The sequence below is a fragment of the Azospira sp. genome (assembly GCF_030247495.1).
GTDB classification, from domain to species: domain Bacteria; phylum Pseudomonadota; class Gammaproteobacteria; order Burkholderiales; family Rhodocyclaceae; genus Azospira; species Azospira oryzae.
Map to the genome: position 1 here is coordinate 240604 of NZ_JAOTRW010000003.1, position 11743 is coordinate 252346.

An 11743-nucleotide genomic window follows, 5' to 3' on the forward strand; every position below is an offset into this window, starting at 1 on the left:
TTCACGGGGCTTTGCGGGCAGTTGATTTGCTCCAGGTCACGGAAAACCAGCGGGTCGCAAAATCCAGAAACAAAATGCGACTCACGCCCCCGAAAGGGAGGGCGTTTAGCTCTCGACGCAGCAATTTTTGCTATTGCAGACAATGCAGAGGAGATGAGTATGTCCCAGATCGAATCCGTTCTCGTTGAAAACCGTGTTTTCCCCCCTTCCGAAGAAGTGGTGAAGCGGGCGACGATTTCCGGCATGGCCGCTTACGAGGCCCTGTGCAAGGAAGCGGAAACCGACTACACCGGTTACTGGGGCCGTCTGGCCAAGGAACACGTGGTCTGGAAGCAGCCTTTCACCAGCGTGCTGGATGAATCCAACGCTCCCTTCTACAAGTGGTTCGCCGACGGCAAGCTGAACGTTTCCTACAACTGCCTGGACAAGAACGTCGAAGCCGGCCTGGGCGACAAGGTCGCCATCATCTTCGAAGCCGACGGCGGTGCCGTCTCCAAGGTCACCTACAAGGAACTGCTGTCCCGCGTCGCCAAGTTCGCCAATGCGCTGAAGGCCAAGGGCATCAAGAAGGGCGACCGCGTCATCATCTACCTGCCCATGTCCATCGAGGGCATCGTCGCCATGCAGGCCTGCGCCCGTATCGGCGCCATCCACTCCGTGGTCTTCGGCGGCTTCTCCGCCAAGTCCCTGGAAGAGCGCATCCTGGATGCCGGCGCCGTGGCCGTCATCACCGCCGACGAGCAGACCCGTGGCGGCAAGAACATCCCCCTGAAGCCCGCCGTCGATGAAGCCCTGACCCTGGTCGGCGCCAACTCCCCCGTGAAGACCGTGATCGTGGCCAAGCGCACCGGCGGCGCCTGCAACATGGTGGCCGGCCGCGACGTGTGGTGGACCGATGCCGAAGCCGGCCAGTCCGACATCTGCGAACCCGAGTGGGTCGAGGCCGAGCATCCCCTGTTCCTGCTCTACACCTCCGGTTCCACCGGCAAGCCCAAGGGCGTCCAGCACTCTTCCGGCGGCTACCTGCTGCACGCCGCCCTGACCATGAAGTGGACCTTCGACATCAAGCCTGACGATGTCTTCTGGTGCACCGCCGACATCGGTTGGGTCACCGGCCACACCTACATCACCTACGGCCCCCTGGCCTGCGGCGCCACCGAGATCGTCTTCGAAGGCGTGCCCACCTTCCCGGACGCCGGCCGCTTCTGGAAGATGATCCAGGACCACAAGGTCTCCATCTTCTACACCGCGCCCACCGCCATCCGCTCCCTGATCAAGGCCGGCGCCGACCTGCCGAAGAAGTACGACCTGACTTCCCTGCGCCTGCTGGGTTCCGTCGGCGAGCCCATCAACCCCGAAGCCTGGATGTGGTACTACAACGAGATCGGCGGCGGCCGCTGCCCCATCGTTGATACCTTCTGGCAGACCGAAACCGGCGGCCACATGATCACCCCGCTGCCCGGCGTCACCCCCCTGGTGCCCGGTTCCTGCACCCTGCCGTTCCCCGGCATCCAGGCCGCCATCGTCGATGAGACCGGCCACGAGCTGGAGTGGGGCAAGGGCGGCTTCCTGGTGGTGAAAAAGCCCTGGCCCTCCATGATCCGCACCATCTGGGGCGATCCGGAGCGTTTCAAGAAGTCCTACTACCCTGAAGACCTGGGCGGCCGCCTGTACCTGGCCGGCGACGGTGCCGTGCGTAACGCCAAGACCGGCAACTTCACCATCACCGGCCGTATCGACGACGTCCTGAACGTCTCCGGTCACCGCATGGGCACCATGGAAATCGAATCCGCCCTGGTGGCCAACCCCCTGGTGGCCGAGGCTGCCGTGGTGGGCCGTCCCGACGACCTGACCGGCGAAGCCATCTGCGCCTTCGTGGTGCTGAAGGGCTCCCGTCCCTCCGGCGAGGATGCCAAGCGCGTCATCAAGGAGCTGCAGGACTGGGTGGGCAAGGAAATCGGCCCCATCGCCAAGCCCAAGGACATCCGCTTCGGTGAGAACCTGCCCAAGACCCGCTCCGGCAAGATCATGCGTCGTCTGCTGCGTTCCCTGGCCAAGGGCGAGGAAGTCACCCAGGACGTTTCCACCCTGGAGAACCCGGCCATCCTGGAGCAACTGAAACAAGCCGGCGCCTGAGCCTGCAACCAGCCGCCGGGGCGACCCGGCGGTAAAACAACTGAAATACAGAGGGGCGTGGAGGAGACCACCCAGTCGTGAAGCCGGCATGATCCACCGGCCATCGACACTCTGTACCAAGCGGCAGACTATAAAGACCGCTTTCGGGCCGGCGCGATATTGTTCGCGCCGGCCTCTTCATTTGCTACGTTGCGCAGGGAGAGAATAAAAAATGTCCACAAACGCAACCCAGATGCTGGTGTCCGCCACCATGGAGTTCCTGCGGCGCCATTCGCCCTTCGACCGCATGGAGGGGGATGCCCTGCGTTTCCTCGCCGAGCGCCTCAAGCTCGCCTATTACCACAAGGATGCGGCCATCCTGACTCCGGACATGGGGGCGGCCCGCACCTTCTACATCATCCAGCGGGGCAAGGTGGTGGCGCGCCAGGCCGGCGAGGTCAATGTCACCGAATACAACGCCATGACCCTGGGCCCGGGGGAATGCTTCCCCATCGGCGCCGTCACCGCCCAGCGGGCCTCCACCAACGGCTATACCGCCATCGAGGATGTCTTCTGCTACCAGCTGGCGGCCGACGATTTCTTTGAGCTGATGCGCATGAGCTCGGTGTTCAACCTGTTCTGCACCCAGTACATCGCCAGCCTGCTCAACCAGTCCCGGCAGCAGCTGCAGGTCCAGTTCGCCCAGCGGGCGGCGGAGCAGCAGTCCCTCAACACGCCCCTGTCCCTGCTGGCCAAGCGGGAACCCGTCTCGGTGCAGCCGGAAACGCCCCTGCGCCAGGTGCTGGAGGCCATGGGCCAGCAGCGCCTGGGCTCCATGATCGTCACCGATGCGGAAGGCAAGCCGGTGGGCATCTTCACCCAGAGCGACGTGCTGCACCGGGTGGTGCTGGCCGGCGTGGCCCTGGAGGAGCCCATCAGCAAGGTCATGTCGAAGGACCCCCATACCCTGCAGGACACGGTCTATGCCTACGATGCGGCCCTGGCCATGGCCATGCACGGCATCCGCCACGTGCTGGTGGTGGATGGGGAAGGGCGGCTCAAGGGCGTCATTTCCGAGCGGGACCTGTTCACCCTGCAGCGGGTCGGCCTGCGCCAGATCCGCCAGTCGGTGGAGACGGCGCCGGACCTGGAAACCCTGCTGCAGACCAGCCAGGACGTACGCCAGCTGGCCCTCAACATGCTGGCCCAGGGCGTCGGCGCGGAGCAGGTGACCCAGTTCATCTCCGCCCTCAACGACACCATCACCCGCCGGGTGCTGGAACTGAACCTGGACAAGCACGACCTCTACGGCGTGGACTGGGCCTGGCTCTCCTTCGGCTCGGAAGGCCGGGAGGAGCAGACCTTCAGTACCGATCAGGACAACGGCATCATCTACCTGTGCCCGGACTTCATGGACAAGGAGCAGCTGAAGATGCGGCTGCTGGACTTCGCCCGGGACGTGAACGACGACCTGGACAAGTGCGGCTTCCCCCTCTGCTCCGGCAACATCATGGCCGGCAACCCGGACCTGTGCCTGACCCTGGAGGAGTGGGAGGAAAAGTTCACCAACTGGGTGCGCCATCCCCATCCGGCGGCCCTGCTCAACGCCACCATTTTCTTCGATTTCCGCACCCTCTACGGCAACCCCAGCCTGGGGGAGCGGCTGCGCAAGTGGATGCTGAGCCTGACCACCAGCAACCCGGGCTTCCTCAAGATGATGGCCCACAACGCCCTGCACGTGGAGCCGCCCCTGGGCAAGATCCGGGACTTCGTCACCGATCTGGACCCGGAGCATCCGGGCACCATCGACCTGAAGAAGTACGGCGCCCGCCTGTTCGTGGATATCGCCCGCATCTACGCCCTGGCCGCCGGCATCCACAACAGCAACACGGTGCAGCGCCTGCGCCACAGCGCCAAGCGTCTGGGCATCAGCGGCGAGGAAATGGCCGCCATCATCGACTCCTTCAACTTCATCCAGCTGCTGCGCCTGCGGCATCAGCACCTGGAGACGGAGGCGGGCCAGGCCGGTGACAACCGCATCCATCCGGACAAGCTCAATGAGCTGGACCGGCGCATCCTCAAGGAATCCTTCCGCCAGGTACGCAAGCTGCAGAGCCGCATCAAGATGGACTACCAGGTATGAGCTGGCTGGCCCGTTTCTTCCGCAGCAAGAAGCCGGAGGTGGTGCTCTCGCCCGAGCAGCGGGAGCGCCTGGAACGCTGGCAGCAGCTGCCGGACCCGGACCTCAACCACTCCCATTTCCAGACCCGCTACGTGGTGGTGGACGTGGAGTCCTCCGGCCTCAACATGGTCAAGGACCGGCTCATTTCCATCGGTGCCGTGGCCGTGGTCAATGGCCTCATCGACACTCAGGACGCCTTCGAGGTGATCCTCAAGCAGGAGGTGGTGAGCGACACCGCCAACATCCTGCTGCACGGCATCGGCGGTTCGGCCCAGCGGGAGGGCATGGAGCCGGCGGATGCCCTGCTGCTGTTCCTCGAATACATCGGCAAATGCCCCCTGGTGGCCTACCACGCCATGTTCGATCACTCCATGATCGCCCGGGCCATGGAGAAGTACCTGGGCATCGAGTTCGAGCAGCAATGGCTGGACCTGGCCTGGATCATGCCCGAGCTGTTCCAGGACCGCATCGACACCAATGTGGCCCTGGATGCCTGGCTCAACCTCTTCGGCATCGAGAACATCCAGCGCCACAACGCCGTCTCCGACTGCTACGCCACCGCCAAGCTGCTGCAGGTGGCCATGGCCCGGGCGGCGGAGCGGGGCGCCGAATGCCCGGAGCGGATGATGGAAATCGAGCGGGTCCGCCGCTGGCTGCGGCGCAGCAACTGAGGAGGCAGGCGCCATGCCGACCGCCAAGGGGTTCCGTCAGCAGCTGAAGCGCTACTACCTGCTTTATACGGTCGGCTTCCTGGCCTTCGTCGCGGTCCTCGCCTTCCTCGAGCACCTGGGGCTGCCGCCCCGCTGGATCGGCTACGCCTTCCTCCTGTTCACCATCCTCATCTACGCCACCATCGGCGTCATGAGCCGTACCGCCGATGTCTCCGAGTATTACGTGGCGGGGCGGCGGGTACCGGCCCTGTTCAACGGCATGGCCACCGGGGCCGACTGGATGTCCGCCGCCTCCTTCATCGGCATGGCCGGCACCCTCTACCTGACGGGCTACCAGGGCCTGGCCTACATCATGGGCTGGACCGGCGGCTACGTGCTGGTGGCCCTGTTCCTGGCGCCCTACCTGCGCAAGTTCGGGCAATACACCATCCCCGACTTCCTCGCCGTGCGCTACGGCGGCAATGCGCCCCGCCTGGTGGGCGTGGCGGCGGCCATCATCGCCTCCTTCGTCTACGTGGTGGCCCAGATCTATGGCGTCGGGCTGATCACCAGCCGCTTCGTCAGCCTGCAGTTCGAGATCGGCGTCTTCGTCGGCCTCGCCGGCATCCTGGTGTGCTCCTTCCTCGGTGGCATGCGGGCCGTGACCTGGACCCAGGTGGCCCAGTACGTGATCCTCATCATCGCCTACGTGACGCCGGTGGCCCTGCTGTCCTTCCAGATCACCAGCGTGCCGGTGCCCCAGCTGGTGTACGGGGAAGTGCTGCAGGAAGTGGGCAAGCTGGAGGAAAAGCTGTTCGAGACCCCGGCCGAGCAGGAGGTGCGGGGCCTGTACCGGGAGCGGGCCGACGCCTACTACGAAAAGATCATGCGCCTGCCCGTTTCCCTGGCGGAAGAGCGGCAGCGCCTGACCATGCGCATCAACGCCCTCAAGGAAGAGAACGCCCCCATGCGCGAGGTGGTGGCCCTGGAGCGGCTGCGGCGGGACCTGCCGGCCAACGCGGAGGAGGCGCGGGAGCGCTGGGACGCGGCCATGCACGCCGCCGCCGACCGGGGCGCCATGCCCATCCGCCACGCCGAGGCCTTCCCCGGGCGCAGTGAGGCCGAATCCTCGGCCGCCCGGCTCAACTTCCTCACCCTCATGTTCTGCCTCATGGTGGGCACCGCCGCCTTGCCCCACGTCCTGATGCGCTACTACACCACGCCCACGGTGAAGGAGGCGCGGGAGTCGGTGACCTGGTCCCTCTTCTTCATCCTGCTGCTGTACTTCACCGCCCCGGCCTACGCCGTGTTCGCCAAGTACGAGGTCTATTCGACCCTGATCAACACCCCCATCGCCCACCTGCCGTCCTGGGTGGCGGCCTGGGGCAAGGTGGGGCTGGTGGCCATCGAGGACATCAACCACGACGGCCTGCTGCAACTGGCGGAACTGTCCCTCAACCCGGACGTGATCGTCCTGGCGACGCCGGAAATCGCCGGCCTGCCCTACGTCATCTCCGGCCTGGTGGCGGCCGGCGGCCTGGCGGCGGCCCTGTCCACGGCCGACGGCCTGCTGCTGACCATCGCCGGTTCCCTCTCCCACGACGTCTATTACAAGATCATCCAGCCCCGGGCCTCGACCCAGTGGCGCCTGGTCATTTCCAAGTCCCTGCTGCTGGTGACGGCGGTGCTGGCGGCCACGGTGGCGGCCCAGCGGCCCGCCACCATCCTCTACATGGTGGCCTGGGCCTTTTCCATCGCCGCCGCCGCTTTTTTCCCGGCCCTGGTCATCGGCATCTTCTGGAAGCGGGCCAACCGGGCCGGCGCCGTCTCCGGCATGGTGGTGGGCCTGCTCATCACCGTCTATTACATGGTGCGGGTGCAGTTCGATTCCGTGCCCTGGCTCGGCCTGCGCGGCATCGGCATGGAGCCCTGGTTCGGCATCCAGTCCACCTCGGCCGGCGTCTGGGGCGTGCCGGCGGGCTTCCTCACCATCGTCGTCGTCAGTCTGCTGACCAAGCCGCCCTCCCGGGAGGTGCAGGACTTCGTCGAGCAGGTGCACTATCCGCAACTGCGCTAAGGCCCCGGGGCATTCCGGGGCGCCGCCGCCACAGGGTACAGCCATGCAACTTACAGATCGGCATCGGGAATACTGGCGCAAGAACCTGCGCATGACGGCGCTGCTGCTGGCCATCTGGTTCCTGGTCACCTACGTGGTCAGCTACTTCGCCCGGGAACTCAACGAGTTCACCGTGCTGGGCTTTCCCCTGGGCTTCTACATGGGGGCCCAGGGCTCCCTGGTGGTCTACGTGCTGATCATCTGGTTCTACGCCCGCTACATGAACCGGCTGGACCACCAGTACGGCGTCCATGAAGGGGGGCGCGACTAGCGTCCGCCCGGGCGGGGCGTTTCAGGCCTCCAGGTGGGCCACCAGGGAGAGCAGCTGCGGATGCTCCCCATCCCGCATCAGCTGCCGCGCCAGTCGGGGCTCGAAGGCTGCCAGGCGCCGGGCGATGCGTTCGCTCTCCTGGTGCCGGCCGGCATGGTGGTAGGCCATGCCCAGGTGGTAGTAGGCGATGCCGTTCATGGGCTGCAGCTCCACCGCCTTTTCCAGGGCCGTCGCCGCTGCTTCGTGTTCGCCCAGGGTGGCATGGGCCAGCCCCTTGCCGTACCAGGCCCGGTCCAGTTGAGGATTTAGGTGCAGGGCTGCATGGAAGGCGGCGATGGCCTGCCGGGGCCGGCCCAGCCGGTCCCGCACGTAACCCAGGTTGAAGTGGTGCTCACCACGCTCCGGCGCCAGGGAGGCGGCGCTGGCGTACCAGGCCTCGGCGTCCTCAAGGCGTTCCAGACGGGCGGCAAGATACCCCAGGCAGGCCGCCGTGGCAGCCCCGGGGGTATGGCGGAAAGCCTCCTGGTAGGCGGCGTAGGCCGCCCCATCCCGGCCGAGGAAGTGCAGCAGCCAGCCGTGCAGGCGATAGGACCAGGGGCCAAGCAGCATCGTTTTCATCTCCCGTACCCGGTGCAGCGCTGCGGGCGCGCCTGGCATAAAATTCCGTCAGCCCACGGCATGGCGCCGTGGCCCCTTCAGTGTGAGGACCCATGGTATCCGCCGCTCTCCTGCTTGTCAGCGTTCTGCGCGCCCTGATCGAAGTGGCCGGGCTGTGTCTGCTCGGCCAGGGCGTGCTGGCGCTCCTCGCCGGCAGTCGCCGGGAGGGCAATCCCATCTACCAGATGTTCCGCATCGTCACCCGTCCCGCCCTGCTGCTGATGCGCCGTCTGGCACCCCGGGTGATCCTGGACCGGCACCTGCCCCTGCTGACTTTTTTCGTTCTCTTCTGGCTATGGATCATCCTCGCCTATTTGCGCCAGCTCATCGCCCTGGAAGCAAATTGAGCGATCCGGCGAAAATGTTTTGCGTTATTCAAAAGCTTCGCTATAATGCGCGGCTTCCGCGGAGAGGTGGATGAGTGGTTTAAGTCGCACGCCTGGAAAGCGTGTTCAGGGTAATACCCTGACGGGGGTTCGAATCCCCCCCTCTCCGCCACGGATTACTGCAAAAAGGCCCTCGTTGATCGAGGGCCTTTTTCTTTTTCACCTTCCCCTTTTTGTCCCGTCCTCAGAGCGTGCATTCGGCGCGGTTCTGCTGTTCCAGCATGTCGCGCAGGGTCAGGGTGTCGGGGTGGGTGGGGAAGCTGCATTGGGGGCTGCTTTCCCGTTGGCCGCCGAGGAGGGGGCAGGTGCCGAAGAGGTCGGCGACCCAGTCCACGAAGGCGCGGACCTTGGGCGACAGGTGGCGGTTCTGCAGGTAGGCCACCGAGATGGGCATGGGGCTGGGGGTGAGGTGGGGCAGCACTTCCTTGAGGGCGCCGGATTCCAGGTGGGGCAGGGCCATCAGCAGGGGTAGCTGGATCAGGCCGAAGCCCTGCAGGGCGCAGTCCAGGTAGGCTTCGGCGTCATTGACCGAGACCTTGCCGGCCATTTTCACCGGGGTGAAGACCCCGTCCACGATGAAGTCCCAGTCGATGGTGCGGCCGGTGCGGGTGGAGAAGTAATGTACCGCCTGGTGCTGCTGCAGGTCGTCGATGCTGTGGGGCGTGCCGTAGCGTTCCAGGTAGTCGGGGGCGCCGCAGGTGATGGACTGGAAGGTGCCGATGCGCCGCGCCACCAGGCTCGAATCCTGCAATTCGCCGACCCGGATGACGCAATCCACCGCTTCCCGCACCAGGTCCACGGCCCGGTCCCCCATGCCGATCACCAGTTCCACGTCCGGATAGCGGCTGCTGAAGTCGCACAGGTGGGGAATGAGGATGAGGCGGCCGATGGGCGGCGGCACGTCGATGCGCAGGCGCCCCTTGGGGCCCCGGGCGGCGTCGCGGAAGGAGGCCTCGGTCTCCTCCACCTCCGCCAGGATGCGGGCGCAATGCTCGTAGTAGGCGGCTCCGTCCGGGGTCAGGCTGATGCGGCGGGTGGTGCGGTTGAGCAGGCGCACCTGCAGCAGGGCCTCCAGGTTCTGGATGATGGTGGTGACGGTGGCCCGGGGCAGGCCCAGGGTTTCCGCCGCCCGGGTGAAGCTGTTGGCGTCCACCACCCGGGTAAAGACCTGCATGGCTTGAAAGCGGTCCATGGTGCCGGCTCCTCGATTGTTTGCCGATGATGAATAGTATTGTCGAAATATACATGTTTATCCGGTTGTAGATAACACAGAGAATCGCCCCATTGCCAATTCCGGCAGCCTTGGCTGCCCCCGTGCCATGGATGCGATACCCGGCGCTCCGGCGACCCTCGTCGAAGACTTCACCATTCCCGGCCCCCAAGGGGCCATTCCCGCGCGCCTGTACCGCCCCCGGACAGGCGGCCGGCCTCTGCCCGTCGTGCTCTATTTCCACGGCGGCGGCTTTGTCGGCGGCTGCCTGGACGATGCGGACGTGCCGGCCCGCTTCCTCGCCGCCCGGGTGCCGGCCCTGGTGCTGGCGGTCGGTTATGCCCTGGCGCCCGCCCGGCCTTTCCCGGCGGCGCCGGAAGATGCCCATGCCGCGGCCCTGTGGCTGGCGCAGCAGGCCGCGGCTCTGGGCGGCGATGCCTCGCGCCTGGCGGTGGCGGGGGACGATGCGGGGGGCAATCTGGCTGCCTGCCTCACCCTCATGGCCCGGGACCGCAACGCTCCGGCCATTGCCGCCCAGGTACTGGTGGGGCCCATGCTGGACCCGAGCATGACCCGCCTGGGGGATGGCCAGCGCCTCAATTCCGACCTCAGCGCTGCCGACTGCGCCGCCTGCTACCGCCAGTACCTGCCCCAGCCGCGTCAGCGGCTCCATCCCTATGCCTCGCCCCTGGCCTCGGTGCGCCAGGCCGGCCTGCCGCCGGCTCTGGTGCTTACCGCCGAGTGCGACGTGCTGCACCAGGAGGCGGAGCAGTACGCCGCCGCCCTGATCGAGGCCGGCGTGCCTACCCAGGTGGCCCGTTTCCCCGGCGTCACCCATGCCGCCCTGGCCCGCCATCCGCCGGCCCTGGCCGAGATCGCCCACTTCCTCGGCCACCGCCTTGGTGCCGGGATGGCGGTCGCCCCCAACCAATAAAACCATCCCTTTTCGAGAGGAACTGTCATGCCCCAACTCAAGAAGCGTCTCATCATCGCCGCCGCCCTGGCCGGGCTGGCGGGCCTCGGCGGCACTGCCGCCGTCTTCTATGCCCATGCCGGTGGCGCCCCGGCCATGGCGGCCCCGGCCGCCGCCAGCGTCGAGGTGGCGGAGGTGGCCAGCCGCCCCGTCACCGACTGGCAGTCCTATTCGGGCCGCCTGGAGGCGGTGGAAAGGGTGGAACTGCGGCCCCAGGTGTCCGGCGTGCTGACGGCGGTGCACTTCAAGGACGGCAGCCTGGTGAAAAAGGGCGACCTGCTCTTCAGCATCGACCCCCGGCCCTTCGCCGCCGAGGTGGCCCGGGCCCAGGCCCAGCTGGCCGGTGCCGAGGCGCGGGCCGCCTACACCGGCGCCGACCTGGCCCGGGGCGAACGCCTCCTGGCCGAGAACGCCGTCTCCCGCCGCGATTTCGAGGAAAAGCAGAACGCCGCCCGGGAAGCCGCGGCGACCCTCAAGGCGGCCCAGGCGGCCCTCAAGGTGGCCGAGCTGAACCTGGAATACACCCGCATCACCGCCCCCATCAGCGGCCGCATGTCCCGGGCCGAGGTGACGGTGGGCAACCTGGTGGCGCCGGGCAATGTGGCGCCCCTCACCACCCTGGTCTCCGCCGACAGCATCTACGCCGCCTTCGACGTGGACGAGCAGAGCTATCTGAAATACGTCAGCGGCAGCCAGGGCAAGGGCCTGCCCATCCGCATGGGCCTGGCCGACGAGAGCGGCCATGGCCGGGAAGGGCGCCTGAGTTCGGTGGACAACCGCCTCGACAGCACCTCCGGCACCATCCGCCTGCGGGCCGTCTTCGACAATCCGGACGGGCGCCTGGTGCCCGGCCTCTACGCCCGGGTGCGCCTGGGCAGCGAGGCGCCGCGGGAAGCGGTGCTGGTGGACGAGAAGGCCGTCGGCACCGACCAGGACAAGCGCTTCGTGCTGGTGGTGGACGGCAAGAACCGCACCGCCTATCGGGAGGTGCGCCTGGGGGCGGTGCAGGAAGGCCTGCGGGTGGTGGAGAGCGGCCTCAAGGCCGGCGAGCGCATCGTCGTGAATGGCTTGCAGCGGGTCCGTCCGGGGGATGAAGTGGCGCCCCAGATGGTCTCCATGGGCGGTCGCGAGACGGCCGGCGTGGCCCGGGCGGCGAGCCCGGCGGACAAGGGTTGAGGCGGCG

The 11743-nt window shown here is 66.7% G+C and carries 10 protein-coding genes and 1 tRNA gene; 9 read left to right on the forward strand and 2 right to left on the reverse strand.

All coding sequences use genetic code 11. The features are described 5' to 3' along the window. Positions 1-159: 159 nt before the first annotated feature. From acs to OEL49_RS04590, 5 genes are all read left to right on the forward strand, one after another. The gene (acs, locus tag OEL49_RS04570) at positions 160-2136 is read left to right on the forward strand and encodes an acetate--CoA ligase (protein WP_014237073.1); all 1977 of its coding nucleotides are present in this window, start codon (positions 160-162) and stop codon (positions 2134-2136) included. Positions 2137-2347: 211 nt separating this feature from the next. Beyond that, a complete protein-coding gene (locus OEL49_RS04575) occupies positions 2348-4258 on the forward strand; it encodes a DUF294 nucleotidyltransferase-like domain-containing protein (protein WP_014237074.1) in 1911 nt (636 codons plus the stop codon). Further along, on the forward strand, positions 4255-4968 hold the full coding sequence (locus OEL49_RS04580; protein WP_014237075.1) for a 3'-5' exonuclease: 714 nt from the start codon (positions 4255-4257) through the stop codon (positions 4966-4968). Before OEL49_RS04575 ends, OEL49_RS04580 begins: the two co-directional genes overlap by 4 nt. A 13-nt stretch (positions 4969-4981) precedes the next feature. Next, positions 4982-7024 carry a sodium:solute symporter family protein gene (locus OEL49_RS04585; protein WP_014237076.1) on the forward strand — a complete coding sequence of 681 codons (2043 nt, stop codon included), beginning with the start codon at positions 4982-4984 and terminating at the stop codon, positions 7022-7024. 43 nt (positions 7025-7067) lie between these two features. Continuing rightward, entirely contained in the window at positions 7068-7334 is a 267-nt protein-coding gene (locus OEL49_RS04590) for a DUF4212 domain-containing protein (RefSeq protein WP_014237077.1), read from the forward strand. 21 nt (positions 7335-7355) lie between these two features. Here OEL49_RS04590 and OEL49_RS04595 read toward each other — a convergent pair whose 3' ends face one another. After that, a complete protein-coding gene (locus OEL49_RS04595) occupies positions 7356-7943 on the reverse strand; it encodes a tetratricopeptide repeat protein (RefSeq protein ID WP_014237078.1) in 588 nt (195 codons plus the stop codon). A 101-nt stretch (positions 7944-8044) separates the two neighbouring features. Here OEL49_RS04595 and OEL49_RS04600 point away from each other — a divergent pair, with 101 nt between their 5' ends. Next, positions 8045-8338 (forward strand): hypothetical protein, encoded by a 294-nt coding sequence (locus tag OEL49_RS04600; RefSeq protein ID WP_043798035.1) that lies wholly within the window; start codon positions 8045-8047, stop codon positions 8336-8338. 60 nt (positions 8339-8398) lie between these two features. After that, positions 8399-8489, forward strand: a tRNA-Ser gene (locus tag OEL49_RS04605). Between the two features lie 72 nt (positions 8490-8561). On the opposite strand, the gene OEL49_RS04610 is transcribed toward OEL49_RS04605, so the two are convergent. Further along, on the reverse strand, positions 8562-9569 hold the full coding sequence (locus tag OEL49_RS04610; protein WP_014237090.1) for a LysR family transcriptional regulator: 1008 nt from the start codon (positions 9567-9569) through the stop codon (positions 8562-8564). A 127-nt stretch (positions 9570-9696) separates the two neighbouring features. Between OEL49_RS04610 and OEL49_RS04615 the strand changes: the two genes are divergently transcribed. Together OEL49_RS04615 and OEL49_RS04620 are read left to right on the forward strand one after the other, a co-directional pair. After that, positions 9697-10521 carry an alpha/beta hydrolase fold domain-containing protein gene (locus OEL49_RS04615; RefSeq protein WP_014237091.1) on the forward strand — a complete coding sequence of 275 codons (825 nt, stop codon included), beginning with the start codon at positions 9697-9699 and terminating at the stop codon, positions 10519-10521. A gap of 27 nt (positions 10522-10548) precedes the next feature. Further along, a complete protein-coding gene (locus OEL49_RS04620; protein WP_287874085.1) occupies positions 10549-11736 on the forward strand; it encodes an efflux RND transporter periplasmic adaptor subunit in 1188 nt (395 codons plus the stop codon). The last annotated feature ends 7 nt before the right edge of the window (positions 11737-11743 follow it).